Source organism: Shewanella sp. 10N.286.48.B5 (assembly GCF_002874355.2).
In the GTDB taxonomy this organism is placed as follows: Bacteria; Pseudomonadota; Gammaproteobacteria; order Enterobacterales; family Shewanellaceae; genus Shewanella.
Map to the genome: position 1 here is coordinate 1,401,527 of NZ_MCVG02000001.1, position 26,465 is coordinate 1,427,991.

A 26,465-nucleotide genomic window follows, 5' to 3' on the forward strand; every position below is an offset into this window, starting at 1 on the left:
TCACTTCAATGACATACTCGGCAATGAAATATCAGAGTAACTCATTTAAGGTGTAATATACCTTAGTGACTGAAGGGGAGTCTTTCATACGATTAAGTAAATCATCAAACTCAACCACCACGACTTTGCCTTTGGTTAACGCTAAACTGATATCAACAGACTTATTATCTGGTGATAGTATGACGTTAGTTACTGGTAAGGTTTGAATGTTGTGCTTATCTGAACCGTATTTATTGGTGTATACATAATTATATTCATGCACTTTGAAATGTTCAGCAACCACCGTATTCGGGTCAAGAGGTTCGGTAAATGTTAATCGATAACCGGTATTGGTTAACTTCATATCAAGTAATTCAAATGGCATATCACCGTTCCAGACGACTTTCTCTAAACCAAAAGGTTTACCGCCTTTTGAGTGCCATCCTCTGGCTGTTTGACCTACCCATAATTGACCTAGAGGGTCAAACTTGAGTCGAATATTGCCACTTTGAAAGCCATCAATAAAGTTAATCACAGCGCCTTGATATTTCCCATTCACTTTATCAAGCATCACTCTAAAAATATTAGATTGAGTTTGATCGCCAATAAATATTTGGTCTTCAAACGGTCCAAACTTACCTTTTGTGACATCCCATTCGGGGTTGCCGGGAGAATTAGCCACTTCATTGTGGGGGATCCACACCACGGGTTTTTCTCTGAGTTTATCGAACATATTGAAATTGTTGCGATTATCACGGACTTTATCTAAACCAAAGTCAGGGTGGTCTCTTAGTGGAACGGGGTGGCCGTAAAATTTATCTTGTTCTAGTAAGTGTAATTTTGATGTCTCAACCCAATCGCCTTGGTTGTCGGTAAAAAATACCTCGTCATCCGGACTAATCCCGATCCCTGCTGGAGAGCGTAAACCAGAAGCGAAGGGTATAAATTTGCCTTCAGGGGTCACTTTATACGCCCAACCGCGATATCCTCCACCGCTGTCCATGGCTCCTAAGGCGAGCGCATCAGGTACGCCGTGGCCTAAGTTTAGGGTGCCATAATAATTACCTTTAGCATCTTTGACTGGACCAAAGTTAAATTCATGGTAATTGTCATGAAATTCCCAACCATCAGCTAAACGTATATATTCATCCGCAACGCCGTTATTATCGTAATCAACCAAACGGGTCAATTCAGGCTTATGCGCCACAATAATGCTGCCATCATCATCACACAACAGCCCTGTAGGTTCATGAAAGCCATCAGCGAATTTTGACCAAACATTGCCACTGTATTGCCAAACATCGCCAAATCGTGTCGCGACAAAGACATCTCCTTTAGCATTAATATCTAATCCCGTTGCATGAAATCGAACGTTATCCGGCGTGGCAATGGTTTCAATCGCATACCCTTTGGGTATATACGTTGTTTTAGCCATTGCAGTAACACTGACTAAACTTGTCAATAATAGTGCGCAGGAGATGATAGATTTTTTATGTGTCATTAGTTGTTCTCCGATGCGGATAAAAGCACTTGATAGGATTGTCCTACTTTTGCATTCACTGAAAATAGATTGTCGGTTATTTCACCTTGCTTAGTGCTAAGTTTAAATTTGTCTGATGTGGGTAAACTCATTTGAAGAATACCATTTTGGCCTGATAACAATGTGTAATTAAGCAATAGCGAAGAACGATCTTGAGCAATGGCTTCAACACGATATTGCTGATGGCCTAAGCGATAAGTAAAGGAGGTATTTCCTGAACGATTATATTGAATAAACTCACAGGGTGTTGTATCTGTCACAAGGGGTTTTATTTGTGCTGGCATGTGAAATAACCAGTCCCCACCAATCAAACTGCCGTCTCGACCTCTGCCTTCGATATTAGGACCGACATTTAAAAAATTGCCACTCCATACACCAACAATAGAGCAGGTCTTAGGATTAAAAGCGTAATTGATGTTTAATGGCGTGCCTACAGCTATTGAGGATGTGGGTAATTTGACGATTTTTTTACGTACCACTTCATCTTTAGTGTCTGGGGTAATGTTAAATGTTGCTTGATTTAAATACTGCTTTCCAGACACAGTGATGCCAAAGATTTTTTCTGTTAATTCCCCATTCATAACAAACATTTTGAATCGTTTATCACTGCGTTGTTTCGTGCCAATGGTTGTGTATCTAATCTTTATCTTTTGTTTACCTTGTTTTATAGGCCACGCCCAACGTAGCCAATCTGTCATCGACGGTTCTACGCGTTTCCCATCTATTTCAATCTCGAAAAACTCTTTATGAGTCATTGAAAATATTTGTCCAGCCTTATCCTTAGGGCCATACAAATCGGCTTCAAATTCAATAATATAATCTTTAACTTCAGGTAACGAAAAGTCCATTAGGTTAGTTGCTAAGCTGCCTGATTTTTTAATAGGTAAGTTATCTATGAGCTCAAACGATTGAGGTGAATTACTGTCGATATGGTAGGTTTTATAGGTCAAATTATCTAAACCCTCACGCTGGGAAAGGATGTATTCAACAATACTAGCCAATTGCTGGTCACTATAAATGGCAGCAAAAGCGGGCATGCCTGCTTGTGAAAAACCAGCCTTAATATTAGCCAATATCTGCTCTGGCTTACTGCCGTGTACCCACATTTCGTCTTTGAGGTTAAATCCAGCACCACCTGTTAATTTTTTACCATGGCATGATGCACAGGTTGTTTCAAATAAGGCTTTACCTTCTTGTGTATTTGCCGCTGCTGTGAAGCTCTGAAGCGGTGTCATGAGCAGGCATAAGGCTAAACTCATATTTTTAAATTTTTCGAACCTTAAAAGTGTCAATGCTAACTCCATTAGTCATCTATAGGATGAATATTCTTATTTTTTATTAATATTATGAACATATTACTGAATATCAATAAAACATATCTAAAGAACGCATTTTAGTAAAATTATGCTAGTTCTTTAAAATGACTTCTCTAGTGTGTATCAAAAGTTTGCATCAACCAGAAACTAAAGTGATGTTTTTGGTTGCGCTAGGAATCATGTCTAAGAAATGTTATTTTCTGGTTTATCTTGTCTTCAATCGGTGTTGATGAAGTGGCAAGCTTACTGCGCCTTATGTAAAAAAATAAGCAGGTAAACGCAACGATTAACATGAACGGGAAGATAGATAAGTTACTCAGCACGGTTTGCCCTGCAACTAGTTCAGTCATGTCAGCCCCCAGGTTTTGAGCTTGTGCATCTTGGCGGGCATTATCAATCCAGCGACCAATTACTGGGTTCCACATACTTACGGCAAACATACCGATACCGCCGATCATAGATAACCCTAGCGCGCCAGTTTTTGGCTGATACTCAGCGACACAACCGAGCATGGTTGGCCAAAAGTACATTACACCTAAGGCAAACAAAATAGCCGAAACGTAAACCATAGAACCTTCAGCTTGACTCATTAAATAAATACCAACGAATGAACAAACCGCTGAAGCCAACAAAATACCTGTTGGATTTATTCGGTGAACTAACGCGCCAGCAAAAAATCGACCTACTGCCATAATACCGGTCATCATTGCTAATATCAGCATTGGTGATGCGCCGCTTGCTCCTAAAATACGTTCTATCCACTGTTGAGTACCAAGCTCAACTGTTGCGGATAACGTCATACATAACACTAAAAAGATATACAGAGGTGACAGTAAACTTTTTAAGTTATCTAGGGTGGAGTGTGAACTGCGATCGAATTGTGGGAACTGACTTTTTAAAATCATGAAACCATAAATAACGGTTGGCACTAAAATGGCGCCTACTTGCAGTTGCCATCCCATGTCGGCTTGAGTCATTGTACTTGAAAGCAGTGCACCAATGAAAATACCGCCCGGGAACCACACATGAAAACGGTTAAGCATGGTGGTTTTATTGTCTGGATAGCTTTCGGCGATTAAGGGGTTGCAGCCTGCTTCAACGGAACCATTAGCAAAGCCAATTAAGAAGGTTGATATCAGTAATCCTAAAAAACCTTCAGCGGTAATGGTCAATATTAAACCGAGCAAATGGCAAATAAACGCCAATGCTATCAGCTTTTTAGCGCCCATTGAGTTATACAATACGCCACCTATCATAGTGGCGATGGGAAAACCCAGAAAGGCCATGGCGTTAACCCAGCCTAATTGCTCATCAGACAGGCCATAGCTACTGCCTAATTGGCCTAAAATGCCGGCGCGAATTGCAAAGGTCATTGAGGTGACCGTTAATGCAATACAGCAAAGCACAAATAGGCGATTGGCCTTGGGGACAGTTGGATTCATCATAGACCTCACTTAATCCCAAGAATTTGCTTGTTGAGCTCAACATCAGGCTCGCCGCCAGCAAAATCATCAAAGGCTTTTTCAGTCGGTCTAATCAAATGCTCCTTGATAAATTTAGCCCCTTCTGCTGCGCCATCCTCTGGGTGTTTGATACAGCATTCCCATTCCATAACCGCCCAGCCTTCGAAGCCATACTGGGTTAATTTAGTGAAGATAGACTTAAAATCAATTTGGCCATCGCCAAGTGATCTAAAACGCCCTGGTCTGTCAATCCAACCCTGGTAACCGCCATAAACACCGCTACGACCAGAAGGAACAAACTCTGCATCTTTAACATGAAAGGCTTTGATGCGTTCATGGTAGATATCGATAAAAGCAAGGTAGTCTAATTGCTGTAAAACAAAGTGGCTTGGGTCGTAAAGGATGTTAGCTCTTGGGTGATGGTCAGTTGCTTCAAGAAACAGATCGAAACTGGCTCCGTCATGTAAATCTTCACCTGGATGAAGTTCATAACAGATATCGACACCGACCTCGTCAAACTTATTCAGAATAGGTAACCAGCGTTTAGCCAATTCTTCAAAACCCTGCTCAACCAGCCCTTGAGGACGTTGTGGCCATGGGTAAACCGTTTGCCATAATAATGCACCTGAAAAACTGGCATGTGCCTTTAACCCAAGTTTGGCACTGGCATCTGCGGCAAACATCATTTGCTCAACCGCCCATTCGGTTCTTGCAGATGGGTTTTTGAGCACATTTTCTGGTGCAAAGCCATCGAACATATCATCGTATGCAGGATGTACAGCAACTAATTGCCCTTGTAAATGGGTTGAAAGCTCAGTGATAACTAGGCCAAATTCAGCCGCCTTCGCTGCCACTTCATCACAATATTGCTGACTTTGTGCCGCTTTGGCTAAATCAAAAATTCTTGCATCCCATGTTGGGATTTGAATGCCTTTGAATCCCAATTTTGCTGACCATTCACATATACTTTCAAAGCTATTAAATGGGGCTTCATCCCCAGCAAACTGAGCCAAAAATATGGCAGGTCCTTGTATTTGTTTCACAATGATTATTCCTTATTATTGTTTTTAATTGATAGCAATTTTGTGCCATTTTAGGTCTGATTGACTTGCTTGAACGACATTTTCAATAAATGCCATTCCGCGAACCGCTTCATCGATACCGGGAACATCTGACTTGGTATTTGATGATGAGTCCAGGTTTCTAATTTGTGAGGCAAAGCCTTGATATATATTGGCAAAGGCTTCGAGGTAACCTTCAGGGTGGCCTGCTGGAGTTCTCATGGTTGCAGCGACGGTATTGGAAAAGTTACCCACACCGGAACGAATGAGTTGACTAGGTTGATCGTTAAATTTAAGCCATAAACTATTAGGTTCTTGCTGTACCCATGAGACACTGGCTTTGTCACCATAGATCCGAATATTAAGGTTGTTTTCTTCACCAATTGATATTTGGCTTGCCAGCAATACACCATGAGCACCTTGATCAAATCTCAACAATACCGTGCCATCATCATCAAGTGTGCGTCCTTCAACTACAGAACTGAGTTCAGCGCAAATAGAATCAATATTCTGTCCGGTTATATATTCAGCTAGGTTGGCGGCATGGACGCCTATGTCACCCATACAGCAACTACTACCACTTTTAGCAGGGTCAAGTCGCCAGCTTGCTTGTTTACCGGCTTCGCTATCCTTGTCTGCTAACCAGCCTTGGCTGTATTCAATGACCACTTTAACCACTTTACCTATCTTGCCTTCAGCGATCATTTCCCTGGCCTGTTTGACCATAGGGTAGCCGTTATAAGTATGAGTTAGCCCATATAGTTGACCTGTTTTTTCGACGATTTCTTTGAGTGCTAACGCTTCATTTAGGTTAAGTGTTGCTGGCTTATCGGACAGAACATGAAATCCATGTTCAAGGGCGGCTTTCGCCACAGGAAAATGCATGTGATTTGGCGTAACAATAGCAACAAAGTCCATTCGTTCTGTTGCTGGTAAGGCTGATTCATGTGCTAGCATTTGTTGATAGTTGTCATAACAACGTGTAGCGGGTAAAAAAAGGGCTTGCCCTGATTCAATGCTACGTGCGGCATCCGAGCTAAACGCTCCGCAAACCAATTCTATCTGGCCATCAATTTGTGCAGCGATTCTGTGAACGGCACCAATGAAAGCGTCTTTACCACCACCCACCATGCCCATTTTTATTTTTCTATTATTACCTTGAGTCATGCTATTCGCCTTTTAACTTTGAGTTCACGTTGCTAGATAATTATTAACATCTAAAAAGCTAACACTAAGGCTTAGCTTTGCGATAGTATTTAATCGGTGCGTTATGCAACAAAATCGGCGTTGAGATATTTTTAAATGTGTTGATTTTATTGTGAGATTAATAATAAAAAAGGTTTTAAATGAATGGAATAGGGTTTCTTGAGGCGCTTGGTGTGTCACAAACTATTAGTATTTTTGAATTACTGCCAGATATTCGTTTTTGGATTAAAGACACCCAAAGCCAAATTATCTATGCCAATAAGGTTTACCTTGAGAGTACCCCATTTTTTCATTTAGAGCAGATTCAAGGAAAGACTGACTATGATTTTTTTCCTCATTACTTAGCAAATCAATATATCGTTGATGATATGAAAGTGATGAAGGGGGAGGTGGTCATTGACAGGTTGGAAATGAATATATTAAAAAATGGTGATTTAGCCTGGTTTTCCACCACTAAACGTCCCTTGTTTGATGAAAATAAAATGATTATTGGATCAATGGGTTTTACGCGCAATTTAGCTCATCAATCTCAATTAGATTATGAAGTGCAGCACATCAAAGTACCTGTGGAATATATGCAACAGCATTTCAAATCAGCCATATCCATTCAATCATTAGCGGAGCTGTCACATATCTCGGTAAGTGCTTTGGAACGTCGATTTAAAAAATACTTAGGTAAAACACCTAAACAGTTTTTAAATGAGTTACGCCTTGAAAGGGCAAGACGATACTTGATTGAAACAGACCTGCCTATTGCAGATATTGCACATGAATGTGGCTTCGCTGAACCGAGTTATTTTACAAAGCAATTTAAGGCTTTATTTGGAGAATTACCTTCAACAACTCGTACCATGATTCTGGCCAAGCTATAAGTTTTTTTAGAATTAATAAAACGAGCACTGATAAAATAACGACAAAGGTTTTGATGACTTATAAGAACTCATAAAGATAACGTTTTGCGTGCTCAATCGTTACTTTACCAAAGAGCAATATGTTTTCTTTAAACCATAACGTAATGATTTATTTTACTGATTTAATCATGGTTCTTGAGGGGGCTTTATACATTTTTTAGCGTATTTGAACTGATAAGTAATCATTTATTAAGATGAACACCACTAAAACAATGGCATTGGAATTAAGTCTTAGTTGAAAAATGGTGTTAACCTAGAAGCTGATTATTTAAGCACTTTTTGTAATCAAGAAGCTGTGTAAAATATACCTATACTATTAATTACCTGAATATTCATAGTTCAACGGAATATGGACATTAAAAGAATGCTCTCTGTCGACATCTGCAGCGCAAAATAATACCGCGGGCTTACCGTCTTTTAACCACACTTGAGGCCGTTCTAAATGGTTAACTTTTTGGCGACCAGATTGCCAATTAATGACTAATGGAGATACCAATGGATGTTCAGCTTGTTGCCAATTAAAGCCATCTTCTGAGCGAAATAGTGCTAAAGACTTGCCACTTTGAGTAAAAATTCCTTTCATATCTTTGACGATAGCCAATGGCATTCAGTCACTATTCCGTATGATTGGTCTATAGAAGGACCATTTGACACTAAATACAATGCGCGAAATGGCGGTTTACCCGTATTTGGGGATGGTTGGTACCGTAAAGAGTTTACTTTGCCTAAAAACACGCAAGGTAAGCATGTATCAGTCACTTTCGATGCTGCGATGAACAATTCAAATGTATACATTAATGGCCATTTAGTAGGGCATCGTCCTTTTGGTTACATTGCTTTTGAATATGATTTAACGCCTTATTTAAATTATGACGATAAACCTAATGTCATAACCGTAAGTTTATCTCCGGAAAATTTCTCAGCTCGTTGGTATGCCGGTTCAGGGTTATATCGAAATAGCTGGCTGGATATTAATGATGATATTCATGTGGCCAAATGGGGAACTTTCGTTAGCACGCCTAAAGTCACTCCTACCTATGCGCAAGTTAAACTTGAAACGAAAATTAATAATAAAGGTGAGGCCGCTTCAACTCATGTTCGTCATGTGGTACGAAATTTAGCGGGTGACACCGTGATTGAAACCCCCAATATTATTCACAAGCTAGCAGCTAATTCTCAAAAAACAGTTACACAGCTTTTTGACTTAGCTAATCCAATTTTATGGGATACTGAAAACCCGCATTTATATGAAATTGAGACATTAATTAGCACAAACAATGTCATTGTTGATCGCTATAAAACACCGCTTGGTGTTCGTCATATTGAATTTAAAGCCAACGATGGTTTTTGGTTAAATTGGCGTAGAGTTCAAATTCAAGGCGTATGTCTACACCATGATAATGGTCCATTAGGCGCAGTGGCTAATCACCGAGCGATAGAACGTAAACTACAAATCATGAAAGAACTCAATTCGAACATCACATAACCCTCCATCACCTGAACTTGTCAAACTTGCAGATGAAATGGGGATTTTGCTTCAAGTCGAATCTTTTGATGTTTGGGAAATTGAAAAACGAACAGTAGTTAATGGATATCAAAAAGATTTTGCAGAGTAGCATGAGCAAGATTTACGCGACATGATCCGCCAAAATCGTAATAGCCCATCTATCATCATGTGGAGTACGGGCAATGAAATTATGGAACAAGGTGTTGAAGATGGTTGGAAGGTTGCTAAGACACTCACTGATATTGCTCATGACGAAGATCCTATTAGATTAGCCGCAGCAGGCTTTAATAATCCTAATGGTGCAATTAAGAATAAACTTGCCGATGAGGTTGATATTGTAGGCTTAAATTACAAGCCAACACTCTACGCTAATATTCATAAAGCACATCCTAACTGGATTAAATTAGCGAGCGAAACTTCTTCAGTGACCGATTGTGGAATTAGATCTTCAAATAGCCCGCATTGTAAAAGCGCTTAAAGCCAAGGGAATGTATGACAATACGTTATTGATGATTACATCTGATAACGGGGGGGTATTGTTTAGTCAAGCGAGCGGACACAGAGCTTCGGGTGAGTATAGAGATGGCAAAAAATCAGCTTATGAAGGCGGTCATAGAGTACCATTTATTATTCATTGGCCTGAGATGATTTCTAAAGGCGAGATCGTAAATGAACCGATAATGGCACACGATGTAGTCGCGACCATTGCTGCTGTTACTGGTTTTGAAGCAAATGAAAATCAAATGATGGATTCTATGAATCTTTTACCGCTTTTTGATGGTAAAACTGAGTTAGCCAGCAGAGAGTTTATGCTGCAACAAGGTGGCACTGATTTTCAAGTAGTATTGAGAAAAGAACAATGGAAATTAATTATCAAAACTAACCGAAATCTAACTGATTGGAAGCCTGTTGCACTGTTTGATCTTGATGCTAATAAAGAAGAAAATGAACAAAAAAACTTGATAAATAATAAAGAGTTTAAGATGCTAGCGGAAAACATGTTAGCTCAATATCTCAATATAAGGTCTTCAGGTATTAGAACTACACCTTTGCTTTAACTGAAAGAAGATGACGTCGATGTAGCCCTAAAGCTTGATGTAAAATGTGGTTTTCGTCATTTTTTAAAAAACCTAGCATTATGCTAGTTTTTTTTGTTTACTGATAAGATTCAATATCTGTGCTAAATATGAATACTTAGTTCTCCTATTTAATTCTACTATTTAGTTTGCATTTTCAATGTAGCGTTCAGTCTTTAAGGATTATTCTATGTCAAAAAATGTTGTTATTACCGGTGCAAACCGCGGTATTGGTTTAGCACTAGCAAAACTATTCAAGCAGCAAGGTTATAAAGTGTTTGGATTATGCCGTCATACTTCTGATGAGCTCGACGATTTGGGTATTAACGTGATAACTCAAATTGATGTGGCTACCGATGAGGGGATTCATAATATGAAAACCTCACTTGCTGGTGTGTTAATTGACGTACTGGTGTGCAATGCGGGTATTTTACGTGATGAGCAGTTAGCTCATCTGAACATAGATACGATTCGCCAGCAGTTTGAAGTAAACGCACTGGCTCCGTTGCGTATTGTTGCTGCGCTACAATCACAACTAAATGTTGGTGGTAAAGTTGCGATGATAACCTCAAGAATGGGCTCTATCGAAGATAATACCTCAGGTGGTCGTTATGGTTACCGTATGTCAAAGGCTGCTTTAAATGCTGCATCAATGTCGTTAAGTCATGACTTAGCATCAAAAGAGGTTGCGGTCGGTATATATCACCCAGGTTATGTACAAACAGATATGGTAAATCATGGCGGTGATATATCAGCAACTGAATCAGCTGCGCGTATTGTAGGTTTAATAACGCAACTTGATATGAGTCAAACTGGCGTATTTAAACATTCAAACGGTCAAGTGTTGCCTTGGTAAGATTAAAGGCAAAACGTCAAAACTGATTATTAAAAAGCCCATTGCTGATCACAAGCGATATAAAATATAGCTTGTGAATGCATTATGTGGAAGCTATTAGAAATTCAGCAATGTTGATTAAAATGGCCACACCCATAGCAGCATAGGTATGCTCACTGACACCACAATAAGTTCAAGTAATAAACCCAGTCGCCAATAATCCCCAAAGCGAAACCCACCAGGACCGAGGATCAGGGTATTGTTTTGATGACCTATTGGCGTTAAAAACGCGCATGATGCCCCAATCGCTATGGCCATTAAGAATGTATCAGGGTTAACCCCAAGTTGGGCTGCAGTACTGATCCCGATCGGGCACATGACTGCTGCAGTGGCGACATTATTCATCAAATCAGATAAAAACATGGTCACAATTAACACCAATAATAATGCGCCAATGGCATGGCTCTGGGCAATATTATCCAGTAAAAACTGGGCAATTAAATCTGCGGTGCCAGTTGTGTACATAGCATTAGCAACAGGCAGTAAAGCCGCAAGTAAAACAATCACAGGCCAGTCGATTGAAGTATAAATAGAGCGGATTGGTACTAAGCCAAATAAAGTAAAGGCAAGGGCGCCTGCTACAAATGCTACCGCTGCTGGCAGTATTCCGAACGCTACAGTAATGAGGGTAATTATCATGATCAGTGACGCAGTTAGTGCATGTCCTTTTTTGGGGACGCGAATATCACGCGCCGCCAAAGGTAAGCAGCCGTACTGAGATGCAAAACCTGATACAGATTCAGGATCACCTTGAAGTAATAATACGTCACCGGCTTTTATCGGGGTAGATCGTAAACGTTTTACTGAGCGGTGGCCTTGGCGAGAGATGGCGAGTAAATTGATACCATAGCGGTTACGTAATTCAATATCGGATACCGAGCGATTAACTATTGTGGTGCCTGGCATTACGACTAGCTCCTGCATGATAATTTCTGCAGGCTTACTTGTGTCATTATCATCATCTTTAGAAGATTCTGGTGTTGATTCGTCGCCTTTTTTTTGCAGTTTAGTTTCAACCACTGCTACAGTTTGCGCTTCTTCTGTAATAGCGCTTTCTGGTTCAAGTTCTAGCCCTAGGCTAGAAAGTGCTTTAGGGATAGATTCCGGTTCGACTTCTATGATCAGGATATCACCAGTTTGTAGCACTCTATTTGGATTTGGGGCCGTGAGGTGTACCTCGCGACGGATCATGCTGATAATTTGAGCATCGGCCTCATCAAGCAATTTATCTACTTCTCGCAGATTCATTTTTTCAGCAATACTGCCAGCCACAATATTAACTTCACAGAAGTAATTACCGGTATCAAAACTGCCAGATGAAGATTGTTTGCGACTGGGTACGATATGCCAGCCAAATAAACCGACAAACACGATTCCAGCCAGAGCAATACAAACACCTACTGGCGAAAAGTCAAACATGGTAAAACTACCTAATCCGCTGGATTCACGAAATCCAGAAACGACGATATTTGTTGGCGTACCAATTAAAGTTGTCATCCCGCCTAAAATTGAACCAAATGCCAGTGGCATTAATACTTTCCCTGCAGGTAAGTCATATTTAGCAGCCATTTGAATCGCAATAGGCATTAGTAATGCAAGGGCGCCTACATTATTCATAAACCCTGATAGCAAGGCCGCCAAACTGATCAGCGCCAGTATACTCAAGGTTGGTCCCGCTTGAGCTGGTAATAAGTACTTTGCCAATATATCGACAGCACCGGAGCGTTGCAGGCCATAGCCTAATACCAGCACACCGGCCACAGTGATGACTGCTGGGTGACTGAAACTTGTAAAAGCTTCACTGCTTGGGACTAGACCTGTGAATACACAAACAAGCAAGGCAGACATAGCGACTAAGTCATGACGCCAGCGCCCCCATAAAAAAAGCGCCATAGTAACGAATAAGATTATAACAATGATAATTTGATTTGGTGACATGGTATTTGGTCTTTAGAGGATGGTTGTTGAAATGATTATTTAGACCTATCGGCTATTGAAGTCACACCACCTCGTCAATAGATTTAAATTGCGGTAAACGTGGGTCTCGCTGTTTTCTGCGGTCATAACGAACGATAGCCGATTTGTTTTTGCGGCGCTCAACATAAGATCGTTGCTCAACTATGTAATGACCATCAACTAAAACAGTATCGGCAACCTTGGGGATGCTTTTTCTCACAGTCATGTACAACCTACAGATTTATATTCAGATTATCTAAAGCATAGGTGACACATTGTAGTTCTGCTAAGTAAGTCGCTAATTATTTAATGTTTAAAGGAGGGGTACCAATGTATAGATTGCTAATCTTGCTGAGGTTTGCCAATATTTTTTGACCACTAGAGCTTTGAAAATTCACATCTAATTAGGTGACCGCATTAAGCATAACACTCCAGTCTAAATACATTAGTTTAAGGCAATAAAGAGTAGATTTTTCAATGGTTAAATCTTGGGTGATAAAGTTGTTAATAAAAAGTTGTTGAACATCGTATCGTTAAGACGTTATGGTAATGGTCAGTATAACCATAACTGTTGATGGGTTGATATTTTGACAGTCAATTTGTTCACTAAAAAAACAGCTAGCATAACTTTATTCTTTCTAGCTGTACCTGCTGTTTAAGTTCGCTAAGAGTCGAAAAATCAATGCTTTTGATAGAAAAAAATAACTTAATGTTTGTCTAAACATAATAAATAACCATGAGGCTCTACATGAAATACATAACTCAATCTCTCTTGTTCATCATTGCGCTATTTTTATCATTTAATGGCGCTGCCACGGAACAAAAGTTCGACATAGACAAAGACTTACTACTTTTAAACTTTGATCTTAAAACGGATGTTGATGATGTTCATACCATTGCAGCATTCGATTTATTACTGCAATCAAAGGAATATGAAAACTTGAATTACTACGCTATTAGCGGCACTTACGGCATACAAGCAGGCGCCTATGTACCGGCAAATAACCTATTCGATATGGTGTTCAAGCAAAACTGGACAGATGCACATAACGACAGACAAAACTCTATCTATAGAAGCATCAAAAAGATAAACAAAACATTATCTTTAGGTGGCAATGTTTGGTTGGTAGAGGCAGGGCAAAGTGATTTTACTCAAGAAATATTAGTAGCACTTAGTGAATTCAATATCTCATTTTCCAAAGATCAAATGATCGTAGTGCAACACGCCGATTGGAATGAACAAGAAACTAGCGTGGATGCATTAAATTACGTTAAGCAAAACACCACTTACATAAGAATTGCTGACGGTAACAAAGAAGGAAACGGTACCCCAGGATTTAACAATCAATCCTACTCAAGTAAAAATCTTGAAGATACCAAGCTTTTGTCAGCAAAAGTTTGGAAACAGGCCAATGAAATATGTACAAAATATAATGGTATTAATGGGCGCTACGATAACAAGGCGATTTCAGCTGGCGGTACTGACTTTTCTGATTTAGTTGAAGTCACTTATATATTAGATATTCAAGACACACCAACGGTAGCGGCGTTTTTTACTAAGTATAACAAAACGCTTTCAGAGAAATAGCCATGAAAATTACCCATTCCACCCTTTCTTTGGTGGCCTTGTTTGTTTCACTATTTGTTGTACTTAACGCAACAGCCACAACCACTTGGCAGCAAATAGCAACGTCGAACTCTTTCTCTGCACGCCACGAAGCGGGCTTTATCAAATTTGAAGATAAGGGTTATTTAATTGGTGGCAGAGGAATAAAAGCCGTTGATGAGTTTGACCCTAATTTGTTAATGTGGCGCCCTTTACAAGAATCCCCCATAGAGCTACATCACTTTCAACCAAGTGTATGGAAAAACAAAATTGTTATTGCAGGGGCGTTAACTGGAGCTTATCCCGCTGAGACGCCAGTTGAAAATATTTATTATTTTTACCCCAATGAAAACAAATGGGAAAAAGGTCCTGCTATTCCACCAGCAAGGTTAAGAGGTAGTGCCGTTGCTGTTGTTAAAAACGATTCCCTTTACCTTATTGGCGGTATTACTAATGGTCACCTAGATGGCAATGTTAACTGGGTTGATCGCTATGACTTTATGACCAATACCTGGACTATTCTAAATGATGCCCCACACGCGCGAGACCATGCTCAAGCTGCGCTAATAAATAATCATATTTATGTTGCAGGGGGACGAAGAACTCTAGGCAAGCACAATCAAGTCTTTGAGTTAGTTGAAGGCAAACTTGATGTATTTAATATCGAGACTAATCAATGGCAAGTAGTGCGAAACGAATTACCAATCCCACGAGCTGGCATTGCAATATTCGCTCATCAAAATAAATTGATAGTAGTCGGGGGAGAAAGTGCCGATCCCAATAAAGCTCATGAAGAAGTTCACTTATTTGATAGCCAATCAAAACAATGGCTTAAAAAGCCTTCTTTAATTCAAGGAAGACACGGGAGTGGTGTTATCGAAGCAAATGGCTACCTATGGATTGCCTCAGGTTCTGGTATGCAGGGTGGATCACCCGAATTAAATTCAGTTGAACGTATTAAGCTCGATGCTATTTTTAATAATGATAAATAGCTTAATAATGACAATGCAATATACCTAAAATTGATAAGTTAATCTGAATCACAGATAAGAATATATGTGTCTCTGGTTATATTAATACCTGAAAATTTAACAAGTTGGTGAAGGGGCTATTGGATCAGATAAATAGGTAGCCGGCTGAGTACTTTTTTATGAAAGTGCTTAAGTTAAAGTTGGCAATTTATTTACGATAAGGAACAAGCTATGAAAAATAATCTGTCAAAAATGGCAAAAGTATCGGGATTTTACTTAATTATTTCGATATCTATAACTTTTCTGACGTCGTGTGCCTTTGTAAAAAATACAGATTCGAATGAAACTAACGCTATAAATAATGAATCAAATAGTCATATTCAATCTAGTATTGTTAACTTTGAAAACACCCATAAGACAGCTTACGATGGTAGTGATTTCTACACCTATTTTTACGGCGAAACAATAGGCACCAAGGATACAATTGTGGGTTTGGCAATTATAGAACCTAACAACGAAATTCATCCGCCTCACCAACATGCTGAAGAGGAGTATTTATACATTGTAGAAGGCTCGGGTATTTGGACGTTAAACGGCGTAGAAACACCTGCAAAAACTGGCGATGTATTGTATGTTTCCCCCTGGGACTTACACGGCATATTTAATACTGGCGATGTATCAATGAAGTTTTTTATTACTCGAGCAAGTAGTAAAGGCGTTAATGTCGAAAAACCTTAACCGGTGAAATAATAGTCAGCTTTAATGCTAAAAAAACCAGCAAATCTATTTTTAATAGTATTTTGCTGGTTTTATATTCTACTTAATGGAATTTTAATTAGAACTACAATTATTACTTAGCGTAGTTTTTCTGGTTAATATCCATTTCCGATTTCAAACCCATTGTTAAGCTTACACACATTGTCAGTAAGATAATGGTGAAAGGGAGTCCTGTGGATATAGCGCCCGCTTGAAGGGCTTGTATCGCTTCTGTACCACCAACATACAATAATACCGCTGCAATAGCGCCTTCTGTGGTTGCCCAAAAGATACGTTGTGGCACTGGTGCATCAATCTTACCACCGGATGTAATACTGTCTATGACCAGTGAAGCCGAGTCAGATGAAGTAATAAAGAACACCATGATCAATATGATTGAAAGAATCGAAATTATCGAAGTCATTGGCATTACGTCAAAAGCCTGAAATAACGCTAGCGTGATATCTGTTAGCCCATTGGCACCTAATTCACCGACTTGATTGATGATTTGATCAATAGCATTGCCGCCAAATGTTGCCATCCAAAAAATAGTAATCGCTGTTGGTATCAATAGTACGCCAAGTAGGAATTCTTTTACTGTTCTACCGCGAGAAATACGTGCAATAAACATCCCCACACATGGTGACCAAGATATCCACCACGCCCAGTAAAATACTGTCCAGCCATGCATCCAAGCTTCGTCTTCTCGACCATGTGGATTGCTTAATGGAATAATATTTTCAATATAGCCCATGATAGTAATCGGTAAATAGGTCAGAGTGACGGAAAAAGTCATTATTATGATAAATAACAATAAAGCAAAAGCTGCCAGTAAATTAATATTGCTGAGAACTTTAACGCCGCCGTGCATACCGCGAATCACTGAAAATATGGCTAATGAAGTAACAAATGCAACAATAATAAGTTGAGTTGAAATGCCATTACTGATCCCAAATACATGACTTATACCACTGGCAGCTTGTTGAGCGCCCAAGCCTAGTGATGTTGCTAAACCAAACAGAGTGGCAAGCACTGCCAATATATCAATGATATGACCAAACCAACCCCAAGTTCTATCACCTAAAATAGGGTAGAACGCAGAGCGCATAGACAGGGGTAAGCCTTTATTGAATGTGAAGAAGGCCATTGATAATGCTACTACCGCATATATTGCCCATGGGTGTAGACCCCAATGGAACATGGTAGCACCTAGAGAAGCTTTAATGGCTTCATCAGTAAATGGCTCGACACCACCGGGCGTTTCAAACCAACCAGTATAATGAGCTGCAGGTTCTGCTAAGCCCCAAAACATCAGCCCAATGCCCATTCCTGCTGCAAATAGCATCGCCATCCATGAAAATATAGAATATTCGGGTACTGCGTCATTGCCACCAAGGCGGATTTTTCTAAAGGGAGAAATAATTAAGGCGATACAAAATAGTAAGAAAAAGTTTGCAGACCACATGAAAAGCACATCAAAATTATTGATTATTTTCCATTTAACGCCATCGAGTGCTGCTTTTGCAGTGCTTGCATCGACTGAAAGTAATGCAATTAGAAAAACAGCGATTAAGCCTGCACTGATACCAAAAACAGGATTGTGGATATCAAAACCCCATTTCTGGATATTATCTTGTCCCACTTCGTAGTCAGTATTATTAATACTGTATTTGTCTTTTGATTGACTCATGTGCCCTCAACAACTCATTTTATAGTAACTATTTTTATTAAAGGTTAACAGATTTAGACCCTGAGTGATGAGTGTTTTTATAATAAAAAATACCGCAAGTTACTGATGTTAATTGGTTGTTTGTTATGTTGCCACCTTGGGTTTGTCTGTTTTTTTTTAGTAGTGCTGTAATTGTCAATATCTAAACTGCGGAATAAAGTTCTGAATATTGTGTTTGATGCTTTTTTTATAAGCATTGTGGCTCTTTTTTTAAGTTTGCTTAAAGGTTGGTTTAATAAACTGAAAAATACAAAAATTCAAAAATAGATATAACCTCTATCCACTAGCGATAAATGTTGATGGCATTTATGCTTTGCTAATGGATTAAGGTATCAATGAAGGTAGGGCTAAAATGACAACTACAAGTGAGTCTTCAGAAAAAGCACCCGGCTTTTTAGGAAGAGCATTAGATGGTATTGAGCGAGTGGGTAATAAATTACCAGATCCTGCAATGCTATTCTTAATTTTGATGTTTGCAGTATGGGGAATTTCAGCTTTATTGTCTGGGGTAAGTTTTGAGGCAATTGATCCAAGAACCGATAGTCCAATCGTGGTTAATAATTTGCTTAGCGCTGAAGCATTAACGCACTTTTTAACCTCTATGGTGTCTACCTTTACCGCGTTTGCCCCATTAGGGGTGGTCCTTGTTGCCATGTTAGGTGTCGGCGTTGCAGAGCAATCAGGCTTTATTAATACAGCACTTAAACAAATGCTTAAAATCACTCCCGCTAAATTTTTAACGCCAGCGGTCGTGTTAGTGGGCATTATTTCACATACTGCAACAGATGCAGGTTACGTGGTGGTTATCCCACTTGCTGGGGTAATATTTTATACCGTAGGTCGTCATCCACTAGCGGGTATTGCCGCGGCATTTGCCGGTGTATCAGGTGGTTTCTGCGCCAACTTTATTCCTTCTGGTATCGACCCATTACTACAAAGCTTTACGCAGTCGGCGGCTCAAATTGTTGATCCTGATATTCAGGTCAATCCACTTAACAATTGGTTTTTTGCTGCTTCGTCGTGTATTCCTATCACCTTAACAATCTGGTATTTAACCGATAAAATACTTGAGCCAAGACTGAATCGTAGCCACAAAGTAAAGTGTGAAGATGTTGATTTACCTGCAATGGAAGAGGTCACTTCAAAAGAGTTAAACGCATTTAGAGTGGCTTCTGCAGTGATGTTGGCAGCGATTGTCGGCTTTTTCTCGTTAACTATTCCAGAAACATCAACCTTACGCGATGCTAGTGGTTCGTTAACCAGTTTTAGTGCGCCATTGATGCAATCAATTGTGCCGTTAATCTTTATCTTCTTTGTATTGCCAGGTTTGGTTTATGGCTTTATGACTGGCACCTTTAAAAGTTCAGCCGATGTGGTGCAGGCGATGTCAAAATCAATGAGTGGCATGGCGCACTATATTGTAATGGCGTTTTTCTGTGCCCAGTTTGTCGCGGCATTTTCTGCATCTAATTTAGGCGCATTAATTGCTGTTGAAGGCGCAGGTGGCCTTAAGGCGATGAACTTACCGGCAGAAGTCACTGTTATTGGCATGGTCATTTTGGTGGGTTTTGTGAATCTATTTGTAGGGTCATCATCTGCTAAATGGGCATTAATTGGTCCGGTACTGGTTCCTATGTTGATGCAACTTAATATTAGTCCTGATTTATCGCAAGCGGCTTACCGTATCGGAGATTCAAGTTCTAATATCATTACGCCGCTTATGCCATATTTCCCACTAGTGGTAGTCTATTGTCAGCGCTATGTGAAGGGGATTGGTATCGGCACATTGATATCAATGATGCTGCCATTTAGCTTGGCATTGTTGTCTATTTGGAGCGCTTGGTTATTGATCTATTGGTCAATTGGTTTCCCATTAGGCCTTGGTGCAAGTTACACCTACGGTTAAGCCCTTAATGATTTAGGCCTACAGTCTACAATCGAATAAACTAAAAAGGACTGCATTTGCAGTCCTTTTGTATATTTGCACAGCGCTTACGCGTGCACACTCGTTGTTTGGGGACTTTGGTGTACTACCGCTACAGGCTGGTGTTGTTCGTCGATCTTTTTAATGCGTTTTAGTTCATTAAATACCATCGGCATCAGTAAAAGACATAAGCTTATATTGGAAAGTGGCACAGCCAGCCAAATACCATTGACCCCAATCATCAACGGCAAAAGCATCAAAAATGGAAGTTGGATCAGCATATTACTTATCGAAATGGTTAAGGATTTACGGCCTTGATTAACGGCCATAAAATACACTGTGGCCACAAAGATAATACCGTCCAAGATTAACGCAAACAGATGTAATCGAATTCCGATTAAAGCTTCAGCCATTAATGCGCCATCGCCATGACTGAACAGCTGCAGCACATTGCTAGGAAACAAGTTTAATACTACAACCAATAACAGTGCGAAAATACAAACGACTTTTGTCGCAAGAATCACCGTTGTTTTGATGTTGGCTATTTGTTTTTTGCCGTAATAATAACTTACCGGTGGCTGCATACCCCCAGCAATCCCTTCTGCTATGAGATAAAACATTGTGGCGATATAGCCGATAATCGCGAAGGCGGCGACATGCACAGCCGAGCCGTAAACCATGAATGAGTAGTTATGTAAGGCAATAATAAAGCTAAAATACATGAACATAAACAAACTGGATAAGCCCAATGCCATTATAGAACCCATAGTCTTAACGTTAATGACATTCAAAGAAAATTGTAATTTAGTATTCGATTTACTCGACATAAAATAACAGCCGCCTAATATCACGACTAAGGTTTGAGAAATCATGGTAGCCAACGCAGCACCATGCAAGCCCATTGGGTAAAGGACAATCAGCAGGTAATCCAATATGATATTTACACAGGCACCTAGCACCATAAGTTGTGTCGCGATAGCCGGGTTTTCATCATTACGAATTAACAGTGGTATTGCAGTAGCCGCGGTTGTAAAAAATGCGCCATAAACAAAAACGTCTATATAGGCCATTGCCATAGATAAGTTCTCACCTTCAGCTTTTTGTAATAACAATAAGTCTTTAGCAAAAAATTGAATGAACAGCGCAGCCATTATGCTAAAGCCAATGAGCAGGGCGATGGCATTATTTAAAATGCGTTTTGATTTTATAGGGTTATTCTCGCCACGGCTGATCGATAATAAGCTGCCTGCACCCATGCCTATCATCATGCCAACACCAATAATACCGCTGATAATTGGCCAAGCGAGGTTGATCCCAGCAAGCCCCTCGAAACCAATGTAATGGCCAACGAAGATACCGTCGATGATTTGATATAAGCCACTGACTAGCATTGCGCTAATCGATGGAATTGCATATTTCCAATAATGTTGCTTCACATTATTAGGGTTAACTTTTTGAGATATGATTAACGACATTTTTTTAAGGCTTGTTGAGAATGAAGCATCATTATCGCACCATATAAGATAGAGTAAAGCTGGTTACTATCCGCTAAACGGATAGATTGTTAATGATTCAATTAAGAGTATGAATATGAATTGGTCTATAGAGCAATTACAAGCATTTGTTACTGCCGTGAATTTAGGTTCATTTTCTGCTGCTGCCCGTTCTTTAGGAAAAGCGCAGTCAAGGATAAGCAGTGCTATAGCTAACTTGGAAATTGATTTAGGTTTTAAATTATTTGATAGATCTGGGCGTTTACCTGTGCTGACAGAGCAGGGCGAACAAATGTATATTGAAGCCAATGCCGTTATAGCACAATGTGAGCGTTTAAATGCTAGAGCTATGTCGGTAATGACTGATGATGAATTGTCGCTAACAATCGCTATTGACGAAGCTGTACCTATCTCTATTTTCGAAGATTTCTTTGATAAAACCGCTCACCAATTTCCATTATTAAAACTGACTATCTTAAATGGAACCCGAGACGATATTGCACAGTGGGTTGAAATAGGAAAGGCTGATTTAGGTATTTTGTTCTTGGGTGAACAACTGAGTGACAGTTTAGAGTTCTTTACCATTGATAGTTTTCATCAATCTCTAATTGTTGCACCGAAACATCCGTTAGCGTCAATACCAGTGCCAAATATTTCACAATTAAACATGTATAAACAATTTGTTATTTGTGACTTAGAAACCACAGGTAAACCTATTTCAGCTAATTGTTGGCACGTGGACAGCTATTATTATATTACTTCTCTCGTTGCCCGTGGTTTAGGTTGGGCCTTAGTACCGGAGCATATTGCCCATTCAGATTGGTATACAGGCGAGATAATTGAGTTAAGCTGTTATCACATATCGGATTCACTCACCATTGAAATGGGATTAGTGAAGCGACGGGATAAAGGTGCGGGACACATAATGAACTGGATGTTTGGTGAGGTGGAAAAAATGTTCATCGCAGCTAAAAAAGAAAGAATATAATTCAATTTTTATGTCTATCAAAGATGCTATTACTAAAAGTCAGGTCATGACTTAGCGTTAATTAGTGATATTACTCAGTCACTAATAGATGTCTGCGTTGTTGAACGTAAATATTACTGGGTTCATCTGTGGTGAGATCTAAATCAATATTGCTATCGGGTACGCAGCAACATGGCAGGCATTCATCAGCTTCTAACTCAACAAGTGGCTCATTGATATAGCTCACCTTACCACTAATGATTTTGGTTTTACAGGCACCACAAAAACCACGTCGACATTCAGAGAAGACGTTGACTTTTTTTATTTCTAATACTTCTAAAAGCGTGTGTTGCTGTTGATTAAACAGCAACACAGGTTCCCCATTTAAGCTAACAATGGGGGCTTTTTTTAAATGTCTATTATAGGTCAAAATCTAAAAACTCATCGCTATCAACAGCTGAATCAATTTGTCCTACTAAGTAAGAAGAGACTTCTACTTCTTGTGGGGCAACTTGTACCGCATCACTTTCAAGCCAGTTTTTCATCCAAGGAAGTGGATTAGTTTGCTCAGCATAAGGCTGTTTTAAATTAACCGCTTTCATGCGCTGGTTAGTAATATATTCAACGTACTGACATAAAATCTGTTCATTTAAGCCAATCATTGAACCGTCTTTAAATAAGTACTGTGCCCACTGCTTTTCTTGTTCTGCAGCTTTATAAAAGATGTCATAGGCTTCTTGCTCACATTCAGCCGCAATTTCACCCATTTCAGGATCGTCTTTTCCACCTTGCATAATATTTAAAATATGCTGAGTACTATTAAGGTGTAATGCTTCATCACGGGCAATCAAACGAATAATTTTTGCATTGCCTTCCATTAAGTTACGTTCAGCAAAAGCAAATGAACATGCAAAGCTAACATAAAAACGAATTGCTTCTAATGCGTTGACTGACATCATGCATAAATACAATGATTTTTTAAGAATACGGCTATTAACGGTAATTTCTTTACCGTTGATGAGGTGCGTGCCTTGTCCGTGTAGATTCATCACTTGGGTTAATTCAATCAAGTCATCATAATATTGAGCGATATCACCGGCCCGTTTTAAGATTTCTTGGTTGACGACGATGTCATCAAAAACTACTGAAGGATCATTAACAATATTACGAATAATATGGGTATATGAACGAGAGTGAATAGTTTCAGAGAAAGACCAAGTTTCAATCCAAGTTTCAAGCTCAGGTAACGACACTAATGGCAATAATGCTACGTTTGGTGAGCGGCCTTGAATTGAATCAAGTAAGGTTTGGTATTTGAGGTTTGAGATAAAAATATGCTTTTCATGCTCAGGTAAACTTTGATAATCGATTTTATCTTTACTTACATCTACTTCTTCCGGACGCCAGAAAAAGGATAATTGTTTTTCAATTAACTTTTCGAACACTTCATATTTTTGTTGATCGTAACGTGCAACGTTAACGGGTTGTCCCATGAACATAGGTTCATACATTGGGTTGTTCGGAGTTTGACAGAAAGTAGAGTAAGCCATTTTTATATCCCAAAAAAGCGGGGAAAACTCCCCGCGTATATATGCTAATTAGTGATTAAATCTTACAAGCGCCGCTTGCACAACCATCGTCTTCTTTTTCAACGACAGTGATGTCATCAAACTGATCCGATGCACCATCACGGGTGTTGTGATAGTAAAGGGTCTTAACCCCAAGCTTATAAGCGGTGAGCAAATCTTTCAGTAAGGTTTGCATAGGCACTTTTTGATTATCAAATCGTGTCGGGTCGTAATTGGTATTTGATGAGATTGCTTGGTCCACAAACTTCTGCATCAAAGCGACTAACTGTAAGTAACCCTCATTATTTGGCATATTCCAAAGTAATTCATACTTATCTTTAAGTTCATCAAAGTCAGGTACAACTTGCTTTAATTGACCATCTTTACTGGCTTTAACACTGATCAGGCCACGTGGTGGTTCAATGCCATTGGTTGCATTAGAAATTTGCGATGATGTTTCAGACGGCATTAATGCCGAAAGAGTGGAGTTACGCAGGCCGTGCTGTTTAATATCGGCACGTAAACCTTCCCAATCCATGTGTAATGGCTCGTCACAAATTTTATCCAAGTCACGTTTATAGGTATCAATGGGTAAAATACCTTGAGCGTACGTTGTTTCATTGAACAAAGGACATGCGCCTTGCTCTTTTGCTAAATTGTTTGATGCTTTCAATAAGTAAAATTGAATTGCTTCAAAGGTTTTATGGGTCAAGTTATTACCTGAGCCATCAGAATATTTCATGCCATTCTTAGCAAGGTAATTAGCGAAGTTAATCACACCTATGCCTAGAGTACGACGATTCATAGAACCAAGTTGCGCTGAAATGATTGGGTAATCTTGATAATCAAGCAAGTTATCTAATGCACGTACTGCTAAGTCAGCTAATGGTTCTAGCTCTGATAAATCTTTGATAGCACCAAGGTTTAATGCTGATAATGTACAAAGGGCAATTTCACCATTTGGATCATCAATATTCTTCAACGGTTTAGTTGGCAAGGCGATTTCTAAACAAAGGTTTGATTGCTTAATTGGCGCAACTTGCGGATCAAATGGGCTGTGAGTATTGCAGTGATCAACATTTTGAATGTAGATTCGGCCTGTTGATGCACGCTCTTGCATCATCAATGAAAATAATTCAACTGCTTTAATCTCTTTACGACGAATGCTTAAGTCAGCTTCATACTGAAGGTATAGACGTTCAAATTCGTCTTGATCAGCGAAGAAAGCGTCGTATAAACCTGGCACATCAGATGGGCTGAATAGGCTGATGTTTTGACCTTTGATTAAACGTTGGTACATCAATTTGTTTAGCTGTACACCGTAATCAAGATGGCGAACACGGTTGTCTTCAACACCACGGTTATTTTTAAGTACCAGTAACGATTCAACTTCTAAATGCCATAACGGGTAGAATAGGGTAGCTGCACCACCACGTACGCCGCCTTGAGAGCACGATTTAACCGCTGTTTGAAAGTACTTGTAAAATGGTAAGCAACCGGTATGGAATGCTTCACCACCGCGAATAGGGCTACCTAATGCACGGATACGACCGGCATTGATCCCAATACCTGCGCGTTGACTAACGTATTTTACAATTGAAGATGCGGTCGCATTGATAGAGTCAAGGCTGTCGTCACATTCAATTAATACACATGAGCTAAATTGACGTGTCGGAGTACGTACACCTGCCATAATTGGGGTTGGTAAAGAAATCTTAAATGTTGAAGCCGCGTCATAAAAACGTTTGATGTAATCTAAACGGGTGTCTTTTGGGTAACGCGCAAATAAACAAGCTGCCACTAAAATATACAGGAACTGAGCACTTTCATAAATTTCGTTAGTGACGCGGTTTTGAACTAGGTATTTGCCTTCAAGCTGTTTAACTGCAGCATAAGAAAAGTTCATATCGCGCCAGTGGTCAATATAACCATCTAAAATGGATAATTCTTCTGACGTGTAATCTTCTAAAATATGCTTATCGTATTTGCCAAGTTCAACCAAGCGAGTGACTTGATCAACTAACTTCGGTGGCTCAAATTGGCCAAAAGCTTTTTTACGTAAATGAAAAACAGCAAGTCTTGCAGCGAGGAATTGATAATCAGGCGCTTCTGGTGAGATTAAGTCTGCTGCTGCTTTAATAATGGTTTCGTGGATTGCTTCAGTTGGAATACCGTCAAAGAATTGTAGATGAGAACGTAATTCAACTTCTGAGACTGAAACGTTTTTCAATCCTTTAGCTGCCCACTCGATAACGCGATGAATTTTGTCTAAATCGATTGTTTCGCGTTCGCCACTGCGTTTTGTGACTGTCATATTGCTGTTCATTAAAAAAGCCTTGATTGTAAAATAGTTTGCGTGATTTAAATTTTGGATCTTTTTTAATCGTCTCGTTTACGATCGCCATTAAATCACAATACGTTCCCTTGTAAGTTGATCATCCATAAGCACTAACAACGTAATATATCCAAGAAATACGAGTGTTATTTGAAGACCCAAAGCAGAAAAAGCCTTGTGTCTTGTTCTGATGTCACACACAAGAT

The 26,465-nt window shown here is 39.5% G+C and carries 22 protein-coding genes and 1 pseudogene; 10 read left to right on the forward strand and 13 right to left on the reverse strand.

Annotation, left to right across the window (positions count from 1 at the left end):
- Positions 1–31: 31 nt before the first annotated feature.
- The 5 genes from BCU57_RS06065 to BCU57_RS06085 form a co-directional block, all read right to left on the reverse strand.
- A complete protein-coding gene (locus tag BCU57_RS06065) occupies positions 32–1,480 on the reverse strand; it encodes a hypothetical protein (RefSeq protein WP_102440685.1) in 1,449 nt (482 codons plus the stop codon).
- Positions 1,480–2,754, reverse strand: coding sequence for a c-type cytochrome (locus BCU57_RS06070; RefSeq protein WP_157936470.1), 1,275 nt, complete (start codon positions 2,752–2,754; stop codon positions 1,480–1,482). Before BCU57_RS06070 ends, BCU57_RS06065 begins: the two co-directional genes overlap by 1 nt.
- A 251-nt stretch (positions 2,755–3,005) precedes the next feature.
- Positions 3,006–4,277, reverse strand: a complete 1,272-nt coding sequence (locus BCU57_RS06075) for an MFS transporter (protein ID WP_102439845.1) — start codon at positions 4,275–4,277, stop codon at positions 3,006–3,008.
- 8 nt (positions 4,278–4,285) lie between these two features.
- Complete coding sequence (locus BCU57_RS06080; protein WP_102439797.1) at positions 4,286–5,341, reverse strand: sugar phosphate isomerase/epimerase family protein; 1,056 nt, start codon at positions 5,339–5,341, stop codon at positions 4,286–4,288.
- A 24-nt stretch (positions 5,342–5,365) separates the two neighbouring features.
- Positions 5,366–6,526, reverse strand: a complete 1,161-nt coding sequence (locus tag BCU57_RS06085; protein ID WP_241903567.1) for a Gfo/Idh/MocA family protein — start codon at positions 6,524–6,526, stop codon at positions 5,366–5,368.
- 179 nt (positions 6,527–6,705) lie between these two features.
- Here BCU57_RS06085 and BCU57_RS06090 point away from each other — a divergent pair, with 179 nt between their 5' ends.
- A complete protein-coding gene (locus BCU57_RS06090; RefSeq protein WP_102439798.1) occupies positions 6,706–7,437 on the forward strand; it encodes a helix-turn-helix domain-containing protein in 732 nt (243 codons plus the stop codon).
- A 355-nt stretch (positions 7,438–7,792) separates the two neighbouring features.
- Here the strand turns inward: BCU57_RS06090 and BCU57_RS06095 are convergent, their stop codons facing one another.
- Positions 7,793–8,059, reverse strand: coding sequence for a hypothetical protein (locus BCU57_RS06095; protein WP_102439799.1), 267 nt, complete (start codon positions 8,057–8,059; stop codon positions 7,793–7,795).
- Here BCU57_RS06095 and BCU57_RS06100 point away from each other — a divergent pair.
- From BCU57_RS06100 to BCU57_RS06115, 4 genes and pseudogenes are all read left to right on the forward strand, one after another.
- The gene (locus BCU57_RS06100) at positions 8,039–8,962 is read left to right on the forward strand and encodes a sugar-binding domain-containing protein (RefSeq protein ID WP_102439800.1); all 924 of its coding nucleotides are present in this window, start codon (positions 8,039–8,041) and stop codon (positions 8,960–8,962) included. The two genes, BCU57_RS06095 and BCU57_RS06100, sit on opposite strands and share 21 nt — an antisense overlap.
- A 148-nt stretch (positions 8,963–9,110) precedes the next feature.
- A pseudogene (locus tag BCU57_RS06105) lies at positions 9,111–9,461 on the forward strand (glycoside hydrolase family 2 TIM barrel-domain containing protein); the annotation flags it as partial.
- Positions 9,418–10,041, forward strand: a complete 624-nt coding sequence (locus BCU57_RS06110) for a sulfatase-like hydrolase/transferase (protein ID WP_157936450.1) — start codon at positions 9,418–9,420, stop codon at positions 10,039–10,041. The pseudogene BCU57_RS06105 and the gene BCU57_RS06110, both read left to right, overlap by 44 nt.
- 208 nt (positions 10,042–10,249) lie before the next feature.
- On the forward strand, positions 10,250–10,915 hold the full coding sequence (locus BCU57_RS06115; RefSeq protein WP_102439803.1) for an SDR family oxidoreductase: 666 nt from the start codon (positions 10,250–10,252) through the stop codon (positions 10,913–10,915).
- Between the two features lie 117 nt (positions 10,916–11,032).
- On the opposite strand, the gene BCU57_RS06120 is transcribed toward BCU57_RS06115, so the two are convergent.
- Both BCU57_RS06120 and BCU57_RS06125 read right to left on the reverse strand, forming a co-directional pair.
- Positions 11,033–12,892: an SLC13 family permease gene (locus BCU57_RS06120; RefSeq protein WP_102439804.1), complete on the reverse strand. Its 1,860-nt coding sequence runs from the start codon at positions 12,890–12,892 to the stop codon at positions 11,033–11,035.
- A 61-nt stretch (positions 12,893–12,953) separates the two neighbouring features.
- Positions 12,954–13,136: a hypothetical protein gene (locus tag BCU57_RS06125; protein WP_102439805.1), complete on the reverse strand. Its 183-nt coding sequence runs from the start codon at positions 13,134–13,136 to the stop codon at positions 12,954–12,956.
- A 522-nt stretch (positions 13,137–13,658) separates the two neighbouring features.
- Here BCU57_RS06125 and BCU57_RS06130 point away from each other — a divergent pair.
- From BCU57_RS06130 to BCU57_RS06140, 3 genes are all read left to right on the forward strand, one after another.
- Complete coding sequence (locus tag BCU57_RS06130; protein WP_102439806.1) at positions 13,659–14,498, forward strand: hypothetical protein; 840 nt, start codon at positions 13,659–13,661, stop codon at positions 14,496–14,498.
- A gap of 2 nt (positions 14,499–14,500) precedes the next feature.
- Entirely contained in the window at positions 14,501–15,508 is a 1,008-nt protein-coding gene (locus tag BCU57_RS06135; protein WP_102439807.1) for a Kelch repeat-containing protein, read from the forward strand.
- Positions 15,509–15,718: 210 nt separating this feature from the next.
- Positions 15,719–16,225 carry a cupin domain-containing protein gene (locus BCU57_RS06140; RefSeq protein ID WP_102439808.1) on the forward strand — a complete coding sequence of 169 codons (507 nt, stop codon included), beginning with the start codon at positions 15,719–15,721 and terminating at the stop codon, positions 16,223–16,225.
- A 112-nt stretch (positions 16,226–16,337) separates the two neighbouring features.
- On the opposite strand, the gene BCU57_RS06145 is transcribed toward BCU57_RS06140, so the two are convergent.
- A complete protein-coding gene (locus BCU57_RS06145; protein WP_102439809.1) occupies positions 16,338–17,933 on the reverse strand; it encodes a BCCT family transporter in 1,596 nt (531 codons plus the stop codon).
- A gap of 391 nt (positions 17,934–18,324) precedes the next feature.
- On the opposite strand from BCU57_RS06145, the gene BCU57_RS06150 reads away from it, so the two are divergent.
- Positions 18,325–19,878 (forward strand): AbgT family transporter, encoded by a 1,554-nt coding sequence (locus BCU57_RS06150; protein ID WP_102439810.1) that lies wholly within the window; start codon positions 18,325–18,327, stop codon positions 19,876–19,878.
- Positions 19,879–19,964: 86 nt separating this feature from the next.
- Here BCU57_RS06150 and BCU57_RS06155 read toward each other — a convergent pair whose 3' ends face one another.
- Complete coding sequence (locus tag BCU57_RS06155) at positions 19,965–21,371, reverse strand: MATE family efflux transporter (RefSeq protein WP_102439811.1); 1,407 nt, start codon at positions 21,369–21,371, stop codon at positions 19,965–19,967.
- 115 nt (positions 21,372–21,486) lie between these two features.
- Between BCU57_RS06155 and BCU57_RS06160 the strand changes: the two genes are divergently transcribed.
- On the forward strand, positions 21,487–22,377 hold the full coding sequence (locus BCU57_RS06160) for a LysR family transcriptional regulator (RefSeq protein ID WP_102439812.1): 891 nt from the start codon (positions 21,487–21,489) through the stop codon (positions 22,375–22,377).
- A gap of 70 nt (positions 22,378–22,447) precedes the next feature.
- Here BCU57_RS06160 and yfaE read toward each other — a convergent pair whose 3' ends face one another.
- The 3 genes from yfaE to nrdA are packed head-to-tail and all read right to left on the reverse strand — an operon-like array spanning position 22,448 to position 26,250.
- On the reverse strand, positions 22,448–22,786 hold the full coding sequence (yfaE, locus tag BCU57_RS06165) for a class I ribonucleotide reductase maintenance protein YfaE (RefSeq protein WP_102439813.1): 339 nt from the start codon (positions 22,784–22,786) through the stop codon (positions 22,448–22,450).
- Complete coding sequence (nrdB, locus tag BCU57_RS06170) at positions 22,776–23,906, reverse strand: class Ia ribonucleoside-diphosphate reductase subunit beta (RefSeq protein WP_102439814.1); 1,131 nt, start codon at positions 23,904–23,906, stop codon at positions 22,776–22,778. The genes yfaE and nrdB overlap by 11 nt, the downstream gene beginning before the upstream one ends.
- 55 nt (positions 23,907–23,961) lie before the next feature.
- Entirely contained in the window at positions 23,962–26,250 is a 2,289-nt protein-coding gene (nrdA, locus tag BCU57_RS06175; RefSeq protein WP_102439815.1) for a class 1a ribonucleoside-diphosphate reductase subunit alpha, read from the reverse strand.
- Between the last annotated feature and the right edge of the window lie 215 nt (positions 26,251–26,465).